This window comes from Enterobacter cloacae complex sp. IR5418 (assembly GCF_049238105.1).
Lineage (GTDB): Bacteria > Pseudomonadota > Gammaproteobacteria > Enterobacterales > Enterobacteriaceae > Enterobacter > Enterobacter hormaechei.
In genome coordinates, this window is sequence record NZ_JBMKHS010000021.1 from 52486 (window position 1) to 72803 (window position 20318).

At 44.9% G+C, this 20318-nt stretch carries 20 protein-coding genes; 12 read left to right on the top strand and 8 right to left on the bottom strand.

Annotated features, from left to right (window positions below):
- Window positions 1-2: 2 nt before the first annotated feature.
- From rfbC to ugd, 11 genes are all read left to right on the top strand, one after another.
- A complete protein-coding gene (gene rfbC / locus ACOTX7_RS16250; RefSeq protein WP_221812921.1) occupies window positions 3-557 on the top strand; it encodes a dTDP-4-dehydrorhamnose 3,5-epimerase in 555 nt (184 codons plus the stop codon).
- Window positions 554-1678 carry a dTDP-4-amino-4,6-dideoxygalactose transaminase gene (gene rffA / locus ACOTX7_RS16255; RefSeq protein WP_063841321.1) on the top strand — a complete coding sequence of 375 codons (1125 nt, stop codon included), beginning with the start codon at window positions 554-556 and terminating at the stop codon, window positions 1676-1678. Before rfbC ends, rffA begins: the two co-directional genes overlap by 4 nt.
- Window positions 1679-1751: 73 nt before the next feature.
- Window positions 1752-3275 (top strand): lipopolysaccharide biosynthesis protein, encoded by a 1524-nt coding sequence (locus ACOTX7_RS16260; protein WP_221812923.1) that lies wholly within the window; start codon window positions 1752-1754, stop codon window positions 3273-3275.
- Window positions 3272-4177, top strand: coding sequence for a WavQ (locus ACOTX7_RS16265; protein WP_221812924.1), 906 nt, complete (start codon window positions 3272-3274; stop codon window positions 4175-4177). Before ACOTX7_RS16260 ends, ACOTX7_RS16265 begins: the two co-directional genes overlap by 4 nt.
- Window positions 4178-4281: 104 nt before the next feature.
- Window positions 4282-4902 carry a hypothetical protein gene (locus ACOTX7_RS16270; RefSeq protein WP_221812925.1) on the top strand — a complete coding sequence of 207 codons (621 nt, stop codon included), beginning with the start codon at window positions 4282-4284 and terminating at the stop codon, window positions 4900-4902.
- Window positions 4899-5717, top strand: a complete 819-nt coding sequence (locus tag ACOTX7_RS16275; RefSeq protein ID WP_221812926.1) for a hypothetical protein — start codon at window positions 4899-4901, stop codon at window positions 5715-5717. The genes ACOTX7_RS16270 and ACOTX7_RS16275 overlap by 4 nt, the downstream gene beginning before the upstream one ends.
- Window positions 5707-6585, top strand: coding sequence for a glycosyltransferase family 2 protein (locus ACOTX7_RS16280; protein ID WP_221812927.1), 879 nt, complete (start codon window positions 5707-5709; stop codon window positions 6583-6585). The genes ACOTX7_RS16275 and ACOTX7_RS16280 overlap by 11 nt, the downstream gene beginning before the upstream one ends.
- A 36-nt stretch (window positions 6586-6621) precedes the next feature.
- Window positions 6622-7587, top strand: coding sequence for an EpsG family protein (locus tag ACOTX7_RS16285; protein ID WP_139154313.1), 966 nt, complete (start codon window positions 6622-6624; stop codon window positions 7585-7587).
- Window positions 7588-7704: 117 nt separating this feature from the next.
- A complete protein-coding gene (locus ACOTX7_RS16290; protein ID WP_221812928.1) occupies window positions 7705-8850 on the top strand; it encodes a glycosyltransferase family 4 protein in 1146 nt (381 codons plus the stop codon).
- A 255-nt stretch (window positions 8851-9105) separates the two neighbouring features.
- On the top strand, window positions 9106-10512 hold the full coding sequence (gene gndA, locus ACOTX7_RS16295; protein WP_006811221.1) for an NADP-dependent phosphogluconate dehydrogenase: 1407 nt from the start codon (window positions 9106-9108) through the stop codon (window positions 10510-10512).
- 253 nt (window positions 10513-10765) lie between these two features.
- The gene (ugd, locus tag ACOTX7_RS16300) at window positions 10766-11932 is read left to right on the top strand and encodes a UDP-glucose 6-dehydrogenase (protein ID WP_003859477.1); all 1167 of its coding nucleotides are present in this window, start codon (window positions 10766-10768) and stop codon (window positions 11930-11932) included.
- A 49-nt stretch (window positions 11933-11981) separates the two neighbouring features.
- Here ugd and ACOTX7_RS16305 read toward each other — a convergent pair whose 3' ends face one another.
- Window positions 11982-12986, bottom strand: coding sequence for an NAD-dependent epimerase (locus ACOTX7_RS16305; RefSeq protein WP_221256211.1), 1005 nt, complete (start codon window positions 12984-12986; stop codon window positions 11982-11984).
- A gap of 193 nt (window positions 12987-13179) precedes the next feature.
- On the opposite strand from ACOTX7_RS16305, the gene wzzB reads away from it, so the two are divergent.
- A complete protein-coding gene (gene wzzB / locus ACOTX7_RS16310; RefSeq protein ID WP_221812929.1) occupies window positions 13180-14160 on the top strand; it encodes an LPS O-antigen chain length determinant protein WzzB in 981 nt (326 codons plus the stop codon).
- A gap of 39 nt (window positions 14161-14199) precedes the next feature.
- On the opposite strand, the gene hisIE is transcribed toward wzzB, so the two are convergent.
- Genes hisIE through hisD form a run of 7 tightly spaced genes read right to left on the bottom strand, consistent with a single transcriptional unit; the run spans window position 14200 to window position 20316 of the window.
- A complete protein-coding gene (gene hisIE, locus ACOTX7_RS16315) occupies window positions 14200-14811 on the bottom strand; it encodes a bifunctional phosphoribosyl-AMP cyclohydrolase/phosphoribosyl-ATP diphosphatase HisIE (protein ID WP_221256210.1) in 612 nt (203 codons plus the stop codon).
- Entirely contained in the window at window positions 14805-15581 is a 777-nt protein-coding gene (hisF, locus tag ACOTX7_RS16320) for an imidazole glycerol phosphate synthase subunit HisF (RefSeq protein WP_221256209.1), read from the bottom strand. The genes hisIE and hisF overlap by 7 nt, the downstream gene beginning before the upstream one ends.
- The gene (gene hisA, locus ACOTX7_RS16325) at window positions 15563-16300 is read right to left on the bottom strand and encodes a 1-(5-phosphoribosyl)-5-[(5-phosphoribosylamino)methylideneamino]imidazole-4-carboxamide isomerase (protein ID WP_006811213.1); all 738 of its coding nucleotides are present in this window, start codon (window positions 16298-16300) and stop codon (window positions 15563-15565) included. Before hisA ends, hisF begins: the two co-directional genes overlap by 19 nt.
- Window positions 16300-16890, bottom strand: a complete 591-nt coding sequence (hisH, locus tag ACOTX7_RS16330; RefSeq protein ID WP_006811212.1) for an imidazole glycerol phosphate synthase subunit HisH — start codon at window positions 16888-16890, stop codon at window positions 16300-16302. Before hisH ends, hisA begins: the two co-directional genes overlap by 1 nt.
- Window positions 16890-17957 (bottom strand): bifunctional histidinol-phosphatase/imidazoleglycerol-phosphate dehydratase HisB, encoded by a 1068-nt coding sequence (gene hisB / locus ACOTX7_RS16335; protein WP_221256208.1) that lies wholly within the window; start codon window positions 17955-17957, stop codon window positions 16890-16892. Before hisB ends, hisH begins: the two co-directional genes overlap by 1 nt.
- Window positions 17954-19015: a histidinol-phosphate transaminase gene (hisC, locus tag ACOTX7_RS16340; protein ID WP_006811210.1), complete on the bottom strand. Its 1062-nt coding sequence runs from the start codon at window positions 19013-19015 to the stop codon at window positions 17954-17956. The genes hisB and hisC overlap by 4 nt, the downstream gene beginning before the upstream one ends.
- Window positions 19012-20316 (bottom strand): histidinol dehydrogenase, encoded by a 1305-nt coding sequence (gene hisD, locus ACOTX7_RS16345; RefSeq protein WP_221812930.1) that lies wholly within the window; start codon window positions 20314-20316, stop codon window positions 19012-19014. The genes hisC and hisD overlap by 4 nt, the downstream gene beginning before the upstream one ends.
- Between the last annotated feature and the right edge of the window lie 2 nt (window positions 20317-20318).

Genomic DNA, 20318 nt, shown 5'->3' on the forward strand with positions numbered 1-20318 from the left:
CTATGAATGTTGTAAAGACAGATATTCGAGATGTGATGATTTTTGAGCCGAAGGTTTTTGGTGATGAACGAGGGTTTTTCTTTGAAAGTTTTAATAAGAAAACCTTTGAAGAGTTAACAGGACGTGAAATAGAATTTGTGCAAGATAACCATTCTAAATCCTGTAAAAACGTACTACGTGGTCTTCATTACCAGCAAGCACCTTATGCACAAGGAAAATTAGTTCGCTGCATAGCTGGTGAAGTTTTTGACGTAGCTGTTGATATACGTAGAGAATCGGAAACATTTGGTAAATGGGTTGGGGTATATCTTTCTGCTGAGAATAAACGGCAGTTATGGATACCTGAAGGTTTTGCTCATGGTTTTGTTGTTCTTAGTGAAGCTGCTGAGTTTCAATATAAAACAACAAATTATTACAACCCCAGTAGTGAACGATGTATTGCATGGAATGACCCTGTGCTAAATGTACATTGGCCGATTTCTGAGAATGAAGTCATTCTCTCTGAGAAAGATAAATTAGCTCCAGATTTTATAGAACATATTAAGGATGAACAATGATTCCATTTAATAAACCATACTTACAAGGGAAAGAACTCTTTTATATATCCCAGGCGGTAAGTTTAGGAAAAATATCTGGTGACGGTTTTTTTACAAAAAAATGTCACGAATACTTTGAAAATAAATATGCTTTTAAAAAAGTATTATTAACAACATCTTGTACCGATGCGCTTGAAATGGCCGCGATATTACTTGATATTAAGCCAGAAGATGAGGTTATTGCACCGGCTTATACATTTGTATCTACAGTAAACGCTTTTGCACTGCGAGGAGCAAAATTAGTTTTCGCGGATAGCTATGCAGATAATCCAAATGTTGACCCAAGCTCAATCCGAGCTAGTATAACTGATAAAACGAAAGCTATTATTGTTGTTCATTACGCTGGTGTAGCGTGTGATATGGATGAAATTATGTCCATTTCTAAGGAATATAATATTCCTGTCATTGAAGATGCTGCGCAAGCTATTGATTCCTTCCATAATGATAGACCTCTGGGAAGCATTGGTACATTCGGTACTTTTTCATTCCATGAAACAAAAAACATTATCTCGGGTGAAGGTGGAATGCTTGTCATCAATGATGAAAGCTATTTTCAGCGAGCAGAAATTATAAGAGAAAAAGGTACCAACAGGTCTTCATTCTTCAGAGGAGAGGTAAATAAGTATGGATGGGTTGATATCGGATCATCCTTCCTTCCATCCGATATTATTGCAGCATATCTTTTTGCGCAATTAGAAAATTTAGAGCTCATTCAGAAACAGCGAAAAGTATTGTGGGAGAGATATCGTGCTAATTTGAGTGAATTAGAGACTAAAGGATTTATTAAGCTACCTGTAATTCCTGAGTTTGCTACTAATAATGCCCATATGTTTTATGTAATATGTGCTGATATAGAAAAAAGAACAGCGTTAATTAACTATCTTAAAGGATTCGAAATTCATTCCGTTTTCCATTATTTATCACTTAATAAAAGTGATTATTATTTGTCAATCGGTGATGAAGTTGAGTTGGCAAATAGTGACCATTTTAGTGATTGCTTGTTAAGACTTCCGATGTTCTATGAATTAACAATAGAGCAGATAGATTATATTTGTGAAAAAATAAAAAATTTCTATAACTAATCTTTTGATCACGTAGTGTAATGTTAGGGTTATCATCAAATAACCTTCTTCTTAATAACAAGAAATTTATATAATGATTAAAGAAGTCAAGTTATTAACATATATATATGGCGTTAGAATATATACAGCTGTCGTTGCGATCTTGCTGATTCCTTTGTTAATAAAGAGGATTGGTGTAGAAGCATATGGATTACTTGGCTTCTTTACAGTATTACAGGCATGTTTAAGTATTTTGGATGCAGGAGTAGGTGGGGTATTAACAAGAGAAGCCATTATATCGAAGAAAAATATTAAGCGGTTTGAAAAATTCAATATATTATATCGAAAAATAATTTTAATATTTATTGGCATAACAATATCGCTCATTCTGTTGGGAGGGTTATTTAGCTATAAATTTAGTACATCATGGCTAAAAACAAATATCAAAGATTCCACATTAATTATATGCACAACACTGATGTTTTGCATTTTTGCACTAAGATATTTGCAGGGGCCATTCAGAAGTTTATTACTTTCTAATGAATCCCAGATTACAATTACGACTATTAATTTAATAAACACAACGCTGTCGCAACCTTTTACACTTGTATTATTATATGTTTTCAAAGGCGATGTTATCTTTTATTTTATAATGCAGCTTTTGAGTGCAGCGTTAACTTGTGGATTGATGATTGTTTTTAGTGAACGCGTGAGAAAAAACATATTAAAGACCATCGATAAACAACAAGTTACTGATGATGATACTAGTGAGATATCCATTTCAAAATTCTTTTCGTTTGCATTGCAGCTGTCAATGCTTACGATTCTATGGGTAGTGGTAAACCAATCGGATAAGTTAACGCTGACGCGTTTTCTGCCTTTATCCGAATATGCAATGTATAGTATCGCTATTTCTATAATGGGGATTCTGGCAATTATTAGCGATCCTTTAAATCAGTATCTACAGCCAAGACTGACCAAATATTTCCATGAAAAAAATACGCTACAATATTCAAGATTATATTTTCATGCATTTAAATTTATAATTACTATTACTATACCCTTAAGCATCTTTTTGTTTTTCTTTTCTGAGAAGATACTTTTTATATGGAGTAACAATACACATCTCGCTACTGAAGTATCTAAATATTTACCATGGCTGTTTTTGGGAGGGGTGTTTTCAATTTATTCAAATCTAATATTCTTGCTTCTCTATAGCCAGGGACAGTTAAAAAAACATACTGTCGTGTATGTGATTTTTAGCACGATAATAATTCCGTCAAACATTTTTATCGCTAAGAACTTTCATGGTGATGGAACGTCTGTTTTTTATGCGGTGAATGCTATCCTTTTATTTATTTTGTGGGGAGGATATAACCTTACTGAAACATTCAAACATGGACTAGGAATAATAATCTTTTATATTATACCTTTGGTCATTATAGAACTCATTTATTATTATTACATATCTAAATTCGAAGCGTTTAGTGGAAGCCGGTTATTATCTTTTGCATATTTATCTTTGTTAGGGTTTGGAAGCGTTCTAATTTCTATGTGCTATATTTTTGGAATGCATAAAATATTACCTTCTTTTGATTTTAAAATGAGCAAAAAATGAAAGTGTTTATATGTGCGCCTTCTTTTGATGAGAATAGTGGTGGTTCCGTAGTTCTTCATCGTTTATGTCATATTATTAATGAATTTAGCGAACATAACGCTTTTCTTGTAAAGTTAAAACCAACATACTCAGGAAAAATAACGATTAAAAAAATACTTCAGCAATTAAAATGGGAAGTTCGCTCGAAGTCTTGTTTTAAAACGCATGCTGAATGGAATACTCCGCTATGGAATTCGAAAAAAATTCCTGAAGATGGGATAGTCATATATCCGGAAATAGTTAATGGCAATCCTCTTGGGGCCAAACATGTCGTAAGATGGTTACTGCATCAGCCTGGTTTTCATACATCCATCATCAATTATGAAGCTGGCGAAATGTATTATAAATTTAACTCAGCTATTAAAGATTTTCAGAGAGACGGGTCGTTTACATCTCAGCATGAATTGAAAGTTATTTATTACCCAATTGATATATATAATGAAAGTAATGATGTAAAAGATATAGACTGCTGTTTCATGGTTAGAAAAGGAACTTATAAAGAAAAAATACATCCCGCTAATGCAGTACAAATTGACGGTTTAAGTCATAAAGAAGTAGCCGCTATTTTCAAGCGCTCTAAAAAATTCATTTGTTATGATGATTACACCGCCTATTCAATTTTTGCTGTGTTATGTGGTTGCCCGTCATATGTTGTACCAGCTCAAGGGCAGTCGATAGAAGATTGGTATCCAAATTTATCGGACAGATATGGTATTTCTTTTGGTTTCTCAAAAGAGCAAGAGGAGTGGGCTCAAAGCACAAGAGAAAATGTTTATAACCACATTATTGCAGAACATCAACGATCAAATGAAACAGTACTTAAATGCTTATCTGAGATGTCTATATATTTCCATTTAAAGTGATGGAATATACTTATACATAAATATTTAGCAAAGCGTAATTTCACCAATCTTTGCAGAATAATATTTCGCTTCTTATTATTTTAATGATCATTAAAGGTATGCATATGCGTGTATTTGATGTTTGTTTTACACTTTATGCTTCAAATACAACTTTTGATTTTATTACTCAATATCATCAAAAGGCTGGAAATAAAATTAAGTTTTTATGGTGTAAGGTTTTACTATCTTTACCTTTTAAAATATTAAATAAATTCAAATTAATTTCCCTACGAGATAATTTTATCTATACTTTAAAAGGAGAGTCCAAAGATAAACTCTTCAAATTTTCAACTTTTTTTGTTGACGATTTTCTCAAATCTAAAGAAAATGAAACAACGATGAAATTACTTTTATCAAATCAATCAGATTCTATTTTGATATCCGCTTCCCTGGATCCTGTAATTGATGCAATTGCTAAGAAATTAAGTGTTACCGGGTACTCTTCAAAATTACAATATAAAAATGGTTATTGCACTGGTAGATTAGATATAGATCTCAAAGGGAATAAACATACTAAAATTATTCCAGAAAAACTAGAGTTGGTTGTTACTGACAATATGAGTGATATTAATTTAATAAAAAATAGTCAACAATCCTATATTGTTACTCGAAAAAATAATAATGAAAAGTGGCTGGTATTACTTTCACATAACAATGTGGATTTAGGAAGGATTAAATTTTTATGAAACTATATATACCATTTTCCTATCTTCTCATTACCAGAATTAAAACGAAGCATGAAAGAATTAGTTGGTTTATCATTTATCCTCTTTTTCTTTTGCTCACAGTAATTATTTTAAAAGGAGATGTATTAAATTTCATAGCTAGTTTTATTATGATAATGTCCTTATATGAAATAGGATATATTGACAATGATTTTAGAACTGTAAAAAAAGAGAAAGATCCTACCCTTCGTGCCACAACACAACGCGCATGGATAGAAAAAAATATAATTTCTCTTGTGATTTCTAGAATATTAATTTCTGTTGTATTGGGTTTTTTTCTATATTTTAAAACTGATTTTGCCCAGCAGATAACAATATTGCTTTTGATGGTTTTACTGTTGTGTGGTTTTTACTATCATAATACATTGCGTTCTCGATGGAATGTATTGACCTATTTTATTGTGGTTCTCTGCCGCTATATAATTCCAGTTATTGCATCTGTAAATAGTGTTTATTTTCCATATTTAGTTCCGTTTATTATTCTCTCATTTCCTTTAGTCCGTACTATTGAGCATGCTTGTAAAGAGAAATATGGTTTTATCAAAGTTAAGAAACTTGTAAAGAACCCAGATCTTTTTCGTGTAAAATGGTATATGTTAGTGACATTGCTCATTTTTACAATAATGATAATGCACCGTGTTAACATTTTAATCGAATTATTTTTTCTAAGTATGTATTTTCTTTTGTACAGAATTGCAACACTGTATATTTCCAAAACAAAACAAGTTATGAGAAATAAACATCAATCTTATAATTGGGAAGACAATGAAAAGTAAGACAGCCGCGATAGTTATTCTATTTAACCCTACAAAAGAAAATACAGAGAAATTATTAATTGAGCTTAAGCAGCAATGTGACTTTGTCGTACTTGTTGATAATACACCTGAAAATATTCCCAGAACGTTAGGTCCGAATTTGAAGTTCGAAAATGTAATCTACGACGATCTAAAGATGAATATGGGGATAGCTTACGCTCAAAACCATGGCTTCCTCAAAGCTGTTAATCTAGGTTGCGATATCTTTTTCACTTTTGACCAAGATTCAACAATTGGGAAAAATTATATTTCTGAAATGTATAATGAATATATTAAATGTGCAAAAATAAATAAACAAGTAGCTGCATTAGGCCCTTTAATAATAAATGAGAGGAATAAATCTCAGTACGATCGTGAAATTAATATCGGTAACGAGTTCGCTGAGGGTGTATATTCTGTAGAAAGTATTATTTCCTCAGGCGCACTGATTCCCTTAAATGCTCTTACATATGTAGGGTTAAACAAATCGGGATGGTTTATCGATCTGGTAGATATCGAATGGTGTTATCGAGCCCGACATCTTGGTTGGGAAGTTCTTTCAACCAAAAATGTTACGCTACAACATAATATTGGTATGCAGGATGTTAACATTTTAGGAGTACGCAGTTTCGCTAAATGTAGTCCTTTTAGATTATATTATGTTTATAGAAATTGGCTATTGGCAAATAGAGAAATTTCATTCCCTCTGAAATACAAGATCAAAAAATTATTTGTTATGCCATGTAAATTTATAATCTATGCATTAAGTGATAACGGTCTTGCACGAATCAAGTTTATGCTTCAAGGGATTCGTGACGGATTAAAAGGTGTGAGTGGTCCACATCGTTAAAATTCTTTTAACAAAGTAAAATTTTCTGAGGTTAAATTGGCTATCAAACATTTTAGAATATACATGCTTTTTCTTTGCATGGTGGCAATATCATTATTCTTTGGCTTACGGATGTTAGGGCAGGATAGCGATTTTATATCTTACGAAACTTTTTACGATAGTATTAATGATAACTTTGCTTTTTCAGATACAAGGTTTGAATTTGGCTTTGTATTGATAAGTTATTTTTTTAAACAGGTCCTCAACACTGACATTCATGTGCTACTGGTCTTCATAGCATTTATCTCATTAACGATTAAACAATACCTTTTTTCTAAATCAAATAATAGATTCCTCATTGCAATTATTTATTTGATGGGAATAGGGCTTCTGCATGAAATGACGCAGATTCGTGTAGCTATAGCTATAAGCTTTGTTCTCTTAAGTCTTTACTTTAAATCGAACGAACGAACTAAATTGTCATTTTTGTTTTTTATACTTTCAATATTGTTCCATTACTCCATGGCATTCTTTATTATGGGCCTGATAATACCCAACGCATGGTTGGCGAACAACAAACTAAAAATACCTGTAATTTTTCTTTATGCAGTGATAGCAGCAGTTATTTTGTATTTCATACAGGGTATTCTAATTTCTAATTTTAGCATGATAAGATTATATGCCAGTCGGGCTGATAACGAGAGTTTTAATTTTGCATCTATAAGATTTATGGGGCTGCTATTACCATTGATAATTGGTGTTTTTTCTTTTAACAATCTTTCAGTCTTTCAAAAAAGATGTTTTATAATTTCTATGGCGGCATATGCGATTTCAATACCTGCATCACTAATTCCTACGATTGCAAGCAGAATATTCGAGTTAGGATGGACTTGCTTTTATTTTTGGGTTCCAGGAGTTACCAATAAGTGGAATAAAACAATTGCATTGTTCTTTCTAATTTTTGTAAGTGTGTATTTTGCGGTTAGAAACATCTACCTTGAGCCAATTTTTGGCACGCAATAAGTTATTTGATATTTTGTGTTTCGCTTGTTATTGATATTTTTTTTGCAAAAAATAATAATTCGGGTGAAAAAATTTTCGTATATGTTGAGAATTTGATTGAAATGAAGAGTGTTCATAATGATTAATAATGAGCGAAGGACGTTGTTGTATTTCGTGAACGTTGATTGGTTTTTTATTTCACATCGTTTGCCAATAGCTTTGAAAGCACTTCAGCAGGGTTACCACGTTGTATTAGCATGTCGTTTTACTACTCACCGTGAGCAACTGGAGTCTATGGGATTCGAGACTTATGAAATCCCTTTCAGTAGAAGTGGTGTTGGGCTATTTTCAGAAATGAAAACTCTTCTCAAAGTGCGACAAGTTATCAGCATAACACGTCCTGATATTATTCATTCTATTACTATTAAACCAGTTATATATTCAGGATTAATGCGGAAAACATTCTTTAAAAAGAGTGCAATGGTATCAGCAATATCTGGATTGGGATATGTTTTTACGTCCCCAGCCTTGCGTGCAAGATTAATCAAGTTGACTGTTTCATTGCTTTATAAAATCTCGCTCAGTGGGAAAGGAAAAATTGTTATTTTCCAAAATAGTTCTGATGAAAACATTCTTAGTAATATTGTTGGTTTGACTCGCGATGATAAAGTTTTGATTAAAGGTTCTGGTGCTGACCTAAACGTCTATAATTATAAGCCTGAAATGGAAGAGTGCTCAGTTAAGGTTTCAATGGCATGTCGCTTGTTAAAAGATAAAGGTGTTTATGAATATATCGAAGCTGCCAAGCTAGTTAAGGAAAAATACCCTGACGTTGATTTTTTACTTATTGGTACCCCTGATATCGAAAATCCAAATTCAGTCATGGTTCATGAAATTGAAAAATGGGCAAAAGATGGAGTGGTAAGATATTTAGGCCACCGAACAGATATTGCTGAGATTTTTAGTCAATCTAATATTGTTTGCCTCCCTTCTTTTTATGGTGAAGGGGTTCCAAAGGTTCTTATTGAAGCGGCAGCATGTGGTAGAGCTATTGTCACTACAAATAACCCCGGTTGCAGAGATGCGATTATTCATGGACAAACAGGTCTCTGTGTCCCTATAAAAAATTCACAGGCTCTGGCTGGCGCTATTATAAGTTTAATCGAGCAACCTGAACTGAGACGCAAAATGGGAATTGCTGCGAGAGATTTTGCTGAACAAGAATTCGATGTCAACTCGGTGGTTGATAAACACATGAGTATTTACAATCGACTTATTACGTAACATAACATCGATTTTAAATCCAAAAGTACTAAATTGTTTTTTAAAATTCCTTTATGGTCCTGGTTTCAATATTTTTGCAATGTACTAATTTCGCTTAAAAGTTTTTTAGCCACATTTTGTAATATCCCGCACTTATAGCGGGTGAAAATTTTAAAAGCAATTTTAGCTACCTCCATGACCTTAACCTGAGTTAACATTATCAACATATTCAAGCCGCGCATAAGTCGCGGCGACCACACCTGACAGGAGTATGTAATGTCCAAGCAACAGATCGGCGTTGTCGGTATGGCAGTGATGGGGCGCAACCTGGCGCTCAACATCGAAAGCCGTGGTTATACCGTCTCCGTTTTCAACCGCTCCCGTGATAAGACCGAAGAAGTCATCGCTGAGAATCCAGGCAAAAAACTGGTTCCTTTCTATACGGTTAAAGAGTTCGTTGAGTCTCTGGAAACACCTCGTCGTATCCTGTTAATGGTGAAAGCGGGCGCAGGTACCGATGCAGCTATCGATTCATTGAAACCGTATCTTGATAAAGGTGACATCATTATTGATGGCGGTAACACCTTCTTCCACGACACCATTCGTCGTAACCGTGAACTTTCTGCTGAAGGCTTCAACTTCATTGGTACCGGCGTATCCGGCGGGGAAGAGGGCGCTCTGAAAGGTCCATCTATCATGCCTGGTGGACAGAAAGAAGCCTACGAACTGGTTGCGCCAATCCTGACTAAAATCGCAGCCGTAGCTGAAGACGGCGAGCCGTGCGTGACCTATATCGGTCCTGATGGCGCTGGTCATTACGTGAAAATGGTTCACAACGGCATTGAATATGGCGATATGCAGCTGATTGCTGAAGCCTACTCTCTGCTGAAGGGTGGCCTGAACCTCTCCAACGAGGAGCTCGCAGAGACCTTCACCGAGTGGAACAAAGGCGAGCTGAACAGCTACCTGATCGACATCACCAAAGATATCTTCACCAAGAAAGATGAAGAGGGTAAATACCTGGTTGATGTGATTCTGGATGAAGCTGCGAATAAAGGTACCGGTAAATGGACCAGTCAGAGCTCTCTGGATCTGGGTGAGCCATTATCCCTGATCACCGAATCCGTATTTGCACGTTATATCTCTTCTCTGAAAGAGCAGCGTGTTGCGGCATCTAAGGTGCTGTCTGGTCCTCAGGCCAAACCCGCTGGTGATAAAGCGGAGTTCGTTGAGAAAGTCCGTCGCGCGCTGTATCTGGGTAAAATCGTCTCTTACGCGCAGGGCTTCTCTCAGCTGCGCGCGGCATCTGACGAGAATAATTGGGATCTGAACTACGGTGAGATTGCGAAGATCTTCCGTGCCGGTTGTATCATTCGCGCTCAGTTCCTGCAAAAAATCACCGATGCCTATGCTGAAAACGCGGGTATCGCAAACCTTCTGCTGGCACCTTACTTCAAACAAATTGCTGACGAATATCAGCAGGCGCTGCGTGATGTTGTTGCGTACGCGGTGCAGAATGGTATCCCGGTTCCGACCTTCTCCGCTGCGGTGGCATATTACGACAGCTATCGTGCTGCCGTTTTGCCAGCGAACCTGATTCAGGCACAGCGTGACTACTTCGGTGCGCATACCTATAAGCGTACGGATAAAGAAGGTGTGTTCCACACCGAATGGCTGGATTAATCTGATTTAACTCAGTCTGATAGCATGGCCCGGTGAGTCTCACCGGGCTTTTTTTATCGCTTTCAGGCCCATGTTGACTAACTTTCTCCAGCCAACCACTTTCATTGCCGCATAAACCACTACATTTATCCCTTTCTGAAGCAAGGCATTCGTCTTGACAGTCCCTCAACTTAAGAGGTAAAAACCTCAACAGTTGTTTATTGCGGTGGTGTGCTTACGCCTCCAGAAACTCAAACTTGAAGAAGTTAAACTAATGAAAATAACTATCTCCGGAACAGGCTATGTTGGTCTCTCAAACGGTATTCTGATTGCACAAAACCATGAAGTGGTTGCGCTGGATATCGTGCAGGCAAAAGTGGACATGCTTAACCAGAAGAAGTCCCCGATCGTCGATAAAGAGATTGAAGAATACCTCGCGACCAAACCGCTGAACTTCCGCGCTACCACGGACAAAGAAGACGCTTACCGTGATGCGGATTTCGTCATCATCGCCACGCCAACCGACTATGATCCTAAAACCAACTACTTCAATACCTCTACCGTTGAAGCGGTGATTAAAGACGTTACGGCAATCAACCCTAACGCGGTGATGATCATCAAGTCGACAATTCCAGTGGGTTTCACCAAATCGATTAAAGAAGAGTTGGGTATTGATAATGTCTTCTTCTCGCCGGAATTTCTCCGCGAGGGCAGGGCGTTATACGATAACCTGCACCCATCCCGTATCGTGATTGGCGAGCGTTCCGAGCGTGCGGAGCGTTTTGCTGCGTTGCTTCAGGAAGGCGCAATCAAAAAAGATATTCCGGTGCTGTTCACCGATTCCACAGAAGCTGAGGCCATTAAGCTTTTCGCCAATACCTATCTGGCAATGCGTGTGGCTTACTTCAACGAACTTGACAGCTATGCCGAGAGCTTAGGTCTGAACACCCGTCAGATCATCGAGGGCGTGTGTCTTGACCCGCGTATCGGTAACCATTACAACAACCCATCCTTCGGTTATGGTGGCTACTGCCTGCCAAAAGATACCAAGCAGCTGCTGGCTAACTATCAGGCGGTGCCGAACAACCTGATTTCCGCCATTGTGGATGCCAACCGCACGCGTAAAGACTTCATCTCGGATTCCATTCTCGCGCGTCAGCCGAAAGTGGTGGGCGTGTATCGCCTGATCATGAAGAGCGGTTCCGATAACTTCCGCGCTTCTTCCATTCAGGGGATCATGAAGCGTATTAAGGCGAAGGGCGTACAGGTCATTATTTATGAACCGGCCATGCAGGAAGACGAGTTCTTCCACTCTCGCGTCATTCGCGATCTGGATGCATTCAAGAAAGAAGCGGATGTAATTATCTCCAACCGTATGGCGGAAGAGCTGGCGGACGTGAAAGATAAAGTCTATACCCGCGATTTGTTCGGCAGCGACTGATTAAAATCGTGATATAAAAAAACCCGGCACTTTGCCGGGTTTTTTGTTTTTAAACGTTATAGAAGTTGCGATACCAGTCGACGAAGTTTTTCACGCCTTCTTTGACTGAGGTCTGTGGTTTAAACCCAATGACGTCGTACAGCGCTTTGGTGTCTGCACTGGTCTCCAGTACGTCACCTGGCTGGATCGGCATCATATTTTTCAACGCTTCTTTGCCCAGCGCCTCTTCAAGCGCGGTGATGTAATCCATCAGTTCGACAGGTGAACTGTTACCGATATTGTACACGCGATACGGGGCAGAGCTGGTTGCTGGCGAACCGGTTTCGACTGTCCAGTCGGCATCGGCCTGAGGAATGACGTCCTGTAGGCGAATAATCGCCTCCGCAATATCATCGATATAGGTGAAGTCGCGCTTCATCTTGCCGTAGTTGTATACGTCGATGCTGTTGCCTTCAATCATGGCTTTGGTGAATTTAAACAGCGCCATGTCCGGACGTCCCCACGGGCCATACACGGTAAAGAAGCGCAGGCCAGTGGTCGGCAGATTGTACAGATGCGAATAGGTATGCGACATCAACTCATTGGCTTTTTTGGTTGCCGCATACAGGGAAACCGGATGGTCTACGGAGTCGTCAGTAGAAAACGGCATCTTACGGTTGAGGCCGTATACAGAGCTGGATGAAGCATACAGAAGATGCTGAACCTTGTTGTGGCGACAGCCTTCCAGCACGTTAAGGTGACCTACCAGGTTAGCATCTGCGTAGGCATGCGGGTTTTCCAGCGAGTAACGCACGCCCGCCTGTGCGGCAAGATGGATCACGCGGTCAAATTTCTCCTCAGCGAAGAGATTTGCCATGCCCTCGCGGTCCGCTAAGTCCAGCTTGTGGAAGGTGAAACTCTCGGATCTGAGCAGTTCGAGGCGAGCGAGCTTGAGGTTAGGGTCATAGTAATCATTCAGGTTATCAATCCCAACAACTTCATGCCCTGCATCAAGCAGGCGCTTGCTGACATGAGAACCGATAAAGCCCGCCGCGCCAGTTACCAGAAATTTCATAGTTTCCTCATTTAGTCTGTGTTCTTGTTGAAGCCACTGGGCATCAAAGTTCATCTATGATAACGCGTTGGAATCGACATACATAACCCATCTTTCCGATATAACTCATCGGATTCTTATAGAAAAATCGCCAGCAACGGATACACTAAGGAAACAAGATTATTTTTGCCCTTTTTCATCTGTTAGGGATTGTATGACGCAAAACAACAATAACCTGGTCACACGCAACAATGACCCGGAGCAAATTGATTTACTGGATTTAGCGCTACAGCTGTGGCGTGGTAAGTGGGTAATAGGGGTATTTGTTGCTGCTTTTATCGTTCTCGCCGTTGTCTACATCACTATTGCTAAAGAGAAATGGACGTCATCCGCTATCATAGCCCAGCCAGATGCGGCACAAATCGCTACCTATTCCAATGCGTTGAATATCCTCTATGGCGGGGCAGCACCTTCAACCTTAGATATCCAAAATCGTGCTATTGGTCGTTTTAATTCTTCTTTTTCAGCATTAGCGCAAGCGCTGGAGAACCAGGAATTTCCCGAGAAATTGACCATTGAGCCTACTGTAAAGGGACAGAGTGTACCTTTAACGGTCAGTTATCAGAGCGATTCGGCTGAAGCAGCACAAAAGCAGTTGGCGCAGTACATCCAGCAGGTCGACGAACAGACGGCCAAAGAACTGACGCTTGACCTCAGAGACAACCTCAAGCAACAGATCACTACCCTGAACGACTCTCTTCTGAACCAGGAGAAAGTGGCTCAGGAACAAAAAGATCTGCGTATCAAGCAAATTTCTGAGGCGCTTAAGAACGCGGAAGCGGCGAAAATTAGCACACCGCAGCTCCAGCAAACGCAGGACGTTACGCAGGAAACCATGTTCCTGCTAGGCACCGTAGCGCTCAAATCAATGGTTGATAATGAGGCGTCCCGTCCGCTGGTCTTCCCAGGCTCTTACTATCAGACCAAAAAGAATTTACTGGATATCGAAAACCTCAACGTTAACCCAGACACGTTACACGTGTATCGTTACGTCATGAAACCGAATTTGCCTATTTATCGTGACAGCCCTAAAAAGGCCATCACCCTCATCCTTGCCGTACTGCTCGGCGGGATCATCGGTTCTGCTGTCGTCCTTGGTCGAAACGCGCTGAGAAACTACAAACCAAGAGCCTGATTTACACACAAAAAAAAGACCGGGTTTCCCCGGTCTTTTTTATTTATGCCGTTTCCGCAAATTCTCAATCACCGTTGTTAAATCCAGCTCCTGATCCTGAAGCAGCACCAGCAGGTGATACATCAAATCCGACGCTTCGTTCGTCAGCTCCTCCCGATCATGCACGGTGGCCGCCAGCGCTGTTTCAACGCCTTCCTCGCCTACCTTCTGCGCAATCCGTTTGGTGCCCCTGGCGTACAGCTTCGCCGTGTATGAGCTCTCAGGATCCGCTGACTTACGCTCTGCCAGCAATTGTTCCAGCTGATAGAGGAACAGCCACTGGTGGCTCGCCTCGCCGAAGCAACTGCTCGTGCCTTTGTGGCAGGTCGGCCCAATCGGGTTGACCAGCACCAGCAAGGTGTCGTTGTCGCAGTCTGGCGCAATGCTGACCACATTCAGGAAGTGGCCCGAGGTTTCCCCTTTCGTCCACAGGCGCTGCTTGGTGCGCGAGAAAAATGTCACCTTGCCGCTGTCGATCGTTTTTGCCAGTGCCTCCTGGTTCATGTATCCCAGCATCAGCACTTCGCCTGAAACGGCATGCTGTACAACCACCGGCAGTAATCCGTCAGTTTTTTCCCAGTCCAGCTGCGCCTGTTGTTGCTCTGTTAACATACCCTGATCTCCACGCCCTGGTCGGCCAGGTACGTTTTTAACTCACCAATATTGATAATCTGTTTGTGGAACACCGAAGCGGCCAGCGCGCCGTCAACGTTCGCATCGCGGAAGGCTTCAAGAAAGTGTTCCATGGTGCCCGCGCCGCCGGAGGCAATCAGCGGAACCTGGCAGACCGCGCGCACTTTTTTCAGCTGCTCCAGGTCGTAACCGTTGCGTACGCCGTCCTGGTTCATCATGTTCAGCACGATTTCACCCGCACCGCGTTTTTGCACTTCCTGCACCCAGTCCAGCGTCTCCCATTGGGTGATACGCGTGCGGCTTTCGTCGCCGGTATACTGATTGACGTGATATTTGCCCGTCGCGGCATCAAACCAGGTGTCGATCCCCACGACAATGCACTGCACGCCAAAGCGATCCGCCAGACGCGTAATCAGCTCAGGGTCTGCGAGCGCAGGAGAGTTAATGGAAATTTTGTCCGCACCGAAAGAGAGAATTTTCGCCGCATCGTCAGCAGATTTAATCCCGCCCGCCACGCAGAAAGGAATATCAATCACCTCTGCCACGCGCGCCACCCAGCTTTTGTCCACCACGCGGCCATCGCTGGAGGCGGTGATATCGTAAAATACCAGCTCGTCTGCGCCTTCTTCGGCATAGCGTTTAGCCAGGGGAACAATGTCGCCAATGATCTCGTGGTTGCGGAACTGCACGCCTTTTACAACCTGACCATCACGCACGTCCAGGCAGGGAATTATCCGTTTTGCCAGCATTGAATCGCCTCCTTCACCGTAAATTTGCCTTCCAGCAGCGCGCGACCCACGATCACGCCGCGTACACCGGTTCCGCGCAGAGCGGCGATATCCGCCAGGTCGCCGATACCGCCAGAAGACTGAAACGCCACCTGCGGATAACGGGCGCAAACCTCTTCATACAGCGAGACGTTAGATCCAGCGAGCGTACCGTCGCGCGAGATATCCGTGCACAGGACGTGCTTCAGCCCCACGGGGAGATACATCTCAACCAGCTCTTCCAGCGTCACGCCGGAGTTTTCCTGCCAGCCGCTGACCGCGACCTGCTTGTTACCCTGCGCGTCAATGCGCACATCCAGCGCCAGCACCAGCGCATCCGCGCCGAAGCGGCGGAACCAGCCCTGGACACTCTCAGGATCTTTTACCGCCGTGGAACCGACCACCACGCGCGCCACGCCCGCGTCCAGTAAAGCAGCAACATCGTCTTCCGTACGCACACCGCCGCCAACCTGCACGGGAACGTTCACGCCAGCCACCAGGGTTTTAAGCAGCGGGATCTGGCGCTTCGCCGGATCCTTCGCGCCGGTCAGATCGACCAGGTGCAATACCTCAGCGCCCTCGGCGGCGTAAGCCTGTAACCGCGGGAGCGGGTCGTTGCCGTAGTCGCGCTGCTGTCCGTAATCGCCCTGATGGAGACGAACAACCGTGCCGTCAATTAAATCTAAAGCGGGAATTATCATCACATCTCCAGGAAATTTTTCAGCAGCTGCGCGCCAGCGGCGCCGGAGCGTTCCGGGTGAAATTGCACGCCGTAAAAATTATCTTTCTGTACTGCGGCGGTGAACGCCTCGCCGTAATTGCACTGGGCGATGGTGCAGGTATTCACCGGCATGGCGTAGCTGTGGACGAAGTAGAAGTACGCGCCGTCTTCGATACCCTGAAACAGCCTGTTGCCCGCTTTGGGATAAACGCGGTTCCAGCCCATGTGCGGCAGCGGCAGGCCGTGGTCGGTCATTTTTGGCACGTCTTCTTCAATAATACCCAGCAGATCAACGCCGTTGCTCTCTTCGCTGCGGCGGCCAAGCAGCTGCATGCCGAGGCAAATGCCCAGCACCGGTTGAGTACAGGCTTTGATGAGATCAACCAGCTCGCGCTCATGGATCTGATCCATCGCCGCCTGGGCGGTGCCTACGCCCGGCAGAAAAAGTTTATCCGCGCGCAGCACCACGTCCGGGTCGCGGCTCACCACCGGCTCATAGCCGTGGCGCATAATCGCCGACTGTACCGAGTTCAGGTTGGCGCATCCGGTATCCAGAATCACCACGTTCATTACAGCACTCCTTTCGACGAGGGCAGGGCGTCACCTTCCACGCGGATCGCCTGGCGCAGGGTGCGGCCAAAGGCTTTAAACAGGCTCTCGACGCGGTGGTGATCGTTTTTGCCTTTGGTTTTCAGGTGCAGCGTCAGGCCCATGGTGTAAGAAAGCGAGCGGAAGAAGTGTTCCACCATCTCGGTGCTGAGATCGCCCACGCGCTGGTAGGTAAAGTCGGCTTTGTATTCCAGGTGCGGACGCCCGGAGATATCCATCGCGCAGCGTGCCAGGCACTCGTCCATCGGCAGAACAAAGCCGAAGCGGTTGATGCCGCGCTTGTCGCCGAGCGCCAGCTTCAGGGCTTCGCCCAGCGCCAGGCCGGTATCTTCCACGGTGTGGTGATCGTCGATATACAGGTCGCCCTTAACGGTGATCTCCATGCGGAAGCCGCCGTGAGTGGCGATTTGATCCAGCATGTGGTCGAAGAAACCGACGCCGGTGTGGATCTTGCTGCCGCCTTCGCGATCGAGCCAGACCTTCACGTCGATTTGCGTCTCTTTGGTGTTGCGTTCAACGTGGGAATAGCGGTCGCGTCTGGTGAGCTGCTCCCCAATCATCGCCCAGTTTAGCGTGTCGCGGTTATAGCGCAGGCCCGCGATGCCCATGTTTTCCGCCAGCGTGATATCCGTGACGCGATCGCCGATGACGTAGCTGTTGGCTTTATCCAGCGCCTCTTCCGCCAGATAACGTTCAACAAGCTTCACTTTTGGCTTGCGGCAGTCGCACTCGTCGGCAGGCATATGCGGGCAGATCAGCACTTCGTCGAAGGCGATGCCCTGGGAGGTCAGTACCTGCATCATCAGGTTGTGCGGGCCGTCAAAGTCCGCCTGCGGGAAGCTGTCGGTGCCCAGACCGTCCTGGTTGGTGATCATCACCAGCTTATAGCCTGCTTTCTGAAGCTTCAGCAGCACCGGGATCACCTCGGGCTCAAACGCCAGCTTGTCGAAACGGTCGACCTGAAAATCGCTGGGTGGCTCCGAGATAATGGTGCCGTCACGATCGATAAAGAGATACTTCTGACTCATACTTTCTCCGCTTTCAGGGCGTCAATCACGCGCTGGCTCTCTGCACGGGTGCCGACGGTAATACGCAGGCAGCCGCTCAGGGTAGGTTGTTTATTCTGGTCTCGTAAGATAATGCCCTGATCCCACAACGATTTAAATATCGCACTTGAGGCGGTGAAGCGCACCAGGATGTAGTTGGTCTCCGAGTCGAACACCTGCTCCACGCACGGAATCGTTTTCAGGGCATCGACAAGATACTGACGCTCTTCCAGGATCTGCGCCACACGCTTGCGCATCGCGCTGATGCCCTGCGGGGCCAGCGCCTGTGCCGCAATATCGGCAACCGGCGTTGAGAGCGGATACGGGGCGATGACTTTCAGCAGCAGGTCGATAACCGCTTTATTCGCCAGCGTAAATCCGCAGCGAAGCCCGGCGAGGGCGAAGGCTTTGGAAAGCGTACGCAACACAACGAGATGCGGATACTCCTCAAGCCAGCCTGCCAGCGTCGCCTGTGGGCAGAATTCAATATAGGCTTCGTCGGCTACGACCAGCGCCTTGCCGCGCGTCATCTCCAGCAGGGTGCGGATATCCTGCGGATGAATAATCTGCCCGGTGGGGTTGTTAGGACTACAGACAAACACCACCTTTACGCCGTCGAGGTTATCGGCGATGCCCTGCAAATCCAGCTGCCAGTTGTCCAGCGCCTGCACGTTGCGGCAGGCCACGCCAAAGGTTTCGGCGCTGACGCTGTACATCCCGTAGGTGGGCTGGCAGTACATCACCGCATCTTTACCCGGCTCACAGAAGGCGCGGATCAGCAGCTCAATACCTTCATCCGCCCCACGGCTGACCAGCACCTGCTCAGGCTTCACGCCCGCGTACTGCGCGTAGTTCTCGATCACCGCTTTCGGCTGACACTCCGGGTAGCGGTTCAGCGTCTGCTGCGACAGCTCAAAGGCCACCGCCGTGGGATATTCGTTGGCATTCAGCCAGACGTCGCCATTCCCGCCCAGACGACGCGCAGACTGATAGGGCGTCAGGCGACGGACATTTTCGCGGGCTAATTCTTCAATGTTCATGCTTGCTCCTTCAGGGCGGCAACGCGCAGCGTCACGGCATTTTTGTGGGCAGTCAGGCGCTCGGCGGCGGCCAGGGTTTCAATAGTAGAAGCCAGTGACGCAAACCCTTCGCGGGAGAGTTCCTGCACGGTCATGCGCTTCTGGAAATCCGCCAGTCCCAGGCTGGAGCAGGTTGAGGTATAACCATACGTCGGCAGCACGTGGTTGGTGCCGGAGGCGTAATCCCCGGCGGATTCCGGGGACCAGTCGCCGAGGAACACCGAGCCTGCGCTGGTTATGCTGTCGACCAGATCGCGCGCGTTGCGGGTCTGAATGATCAGGTGTTCCGGCCCATACTGGTTGGAGATGGCGATGCACTGGTCGAGATCCCGGGCCACAATCAGGCGGCTGGCAGACAACGCCTGACGCGCCGTTTCCGCACGCGGCAGGTCAGCCAGCTGACGCTCCACGGCGTCGCCCACGCGTTTTGCCATGTCGGCATCTGGCGTCAGTAAAATCACCTGGGAGTCAGGGCCGTGCTCGGCCTGCGAGAGCAGGTCAGAGGCCACGAAATCCGGGGTGGCGCCGCTGTCGGCAATTACCAGCACCTCAGACGGACCGGCAGGCATATCAATCGCCGCGCCGTCCAGACGCTGGCTGACCTGGCGCTTCGCTTCGGTCACGTACGCATTGCCCGGGCCAAAGATTTTGTCGACCTTTGGAATGGATTCCGTGCCGAACGCCAGGGCGGAAATCGCCTGCGCACCGCCCACTTTATAGATCGCCTGCACGCCGCACAGCTTCGCCGCATACAGAATCTCATCGGCGATCGGTGGCGGAGAGCAGAGCACCACCTTCTGACAACCGGCAATACGTGCCGGGGTGGCCAGCATCAGGACAGTCGAAAACAGCGGGGCAGAGCCGCCAGGGATATAGAGGCCGACGGACGCCACCGGGCGCGTCACCTGCTGGCAGCGCACGCCGGGCAGGGTTTCCACATCCACCGCCTGCAATTTTTGCGCGGTGTGGAAGGTATCAATATTTTTTACCGCGACGGCCATCGCCTGTTTGATCTCATCCCCAAGGCGGCTTTCCGCCCCGGCGATCTCCTGCGCGGTGACCTGTAACGCGCCGACCTCAGTTTTATCAAACTTCGCGCTGTACTCGCGCAGCGCGTCGTCCCCGCGGGCTTTGACGTTATCGAGGATCTCCGCCACGGTGCGGGTGATGCTCTCCGAGGCGGAAATTGCCGGGCGCATCAGCAGCTCGCGCTGTTGCGCGTCGCTACAGGTATTCCAGTCGATGATTGTGCTATAACTCATGG

Coding starts and splice junctions, on each gene's coding strand:
- ACOTX7_RS16275 (WP_221812926.1), top strand. CDS start 4,899: ATGAAACTATATATACCATTTTCCTATCTTCTCATTACCAGAATTAAA.
- hisD (WP_221812930.1), bottom strand. CDS start 20,316: ATGAGTTATAGCACAATCATCGACTGGAATACCTGTAGCGACGCGCAA.
- wzzB (WP_221812929.1), top strand. CDS start 13,180: ATGACGCAAAACAACAATAACCTGGTCACACGCAACAATGACCCGGAG.
- ACOTX7_RS16290 (WP_221812928.1), top strand. CDS start 7,705: ATGATTAATAATGAGCGAAGGACGTTGTTGTATTTCGTGAACGTTGAT.
- hisF (WP_221256209.1), bottom strand. CDS start 15,581: ATGCTGGCAAAACGGATAATTCCCTGCCTGGACGTGCGTGATGGTCAG.
- ACOTX7_RS16265 (WP_221812924.1), top strand. CDS start 3,272: ATGAAAGTGTTTATATGTGCGCCTTCTTTTGATGAGAATAGTGGTGGT.
- rffA (WP_063841321.1), top strand. CDS start 554: ATGATTCCATTTAATAAACCATACTTACAAGGGAAAGAACTCTTTTAT.
- ACOTX7_RS16260 (WP_221812923.1), top strand. CDS start 1,752: ATGATTAAAGAAGTCAAGTTATTAACATATATATATGGCGTTAGAATA.
- hisA (WP_006811213.1), bottom strand. CDS start 16,300: ATGATAATTCCCGCTTTAGATTTAATTGACGGCACGGTTGTTCGTCTC.
- hisH (WP_006811212.1), bottom strand. CDS start 16,890: ATGAACGTGGTGATTCTGGATACCGGATGCGCCAACCTGAACTCGGTA.
- gndA (WP_006811221.1), top strand. CDS start 9,106: ATGTCCAAGCAACAGATCGGCGTTGTCGGTATGGCAGTGATGGGGCGC.
- ugd (WP_003859477.1), top strand. CDS start 10,766: ATGAAAATAACTATCTCCGGAACAGGCTATGTTGGTCTCTCAAACGGT.
- hisB (WP_221256208.1), bottom strand. CDS start 17,957: ATGAGTCAGAAGTATCTCTTTATCGATCGTGACGGCACCATTATCTCG.
- ACOTX7_RS16305 (WP_221256211.1), bottom strand. CDS start 12,986: ATGAAATTTCTGGTAACTGGCGCGGCGGGCTTTATCGGTTCTCATGTC.
- hisC (WP_006811210.1), bottom strand. CDS start 19,015: ATGAACATTGAAGAATTAGCCCGCGAAAATGTCCGTCGCCTGACGCCC.
- hisIE (WP_221256210.1), bottom strand. CDS start 14,811: ATGTTAACAGAGCAACAACAGGCGCAGCTGGACTGGGAAAAAACTGAC.
- ACOTX7_RS16280 (WP_221812927.1), top strand. CDS start 5,707: ATGAAAAGTAAGACAGCCGCGATAGTTATTCTATTTAACCCTACAAAA.
- ACOTX7_RS16270 (WP_221812925.1), top strand. CDS start 4,282: ATGCGTGTATTTGATGTTTGTTTTACACTTTATGCTTCAAATACAACT.
- rfbC (WP_221812921.1), top strand. CDS start 3: ATGAATGTTGTAAAGACAGATATTCGAGATGTGATGATTTTTGAGCCG.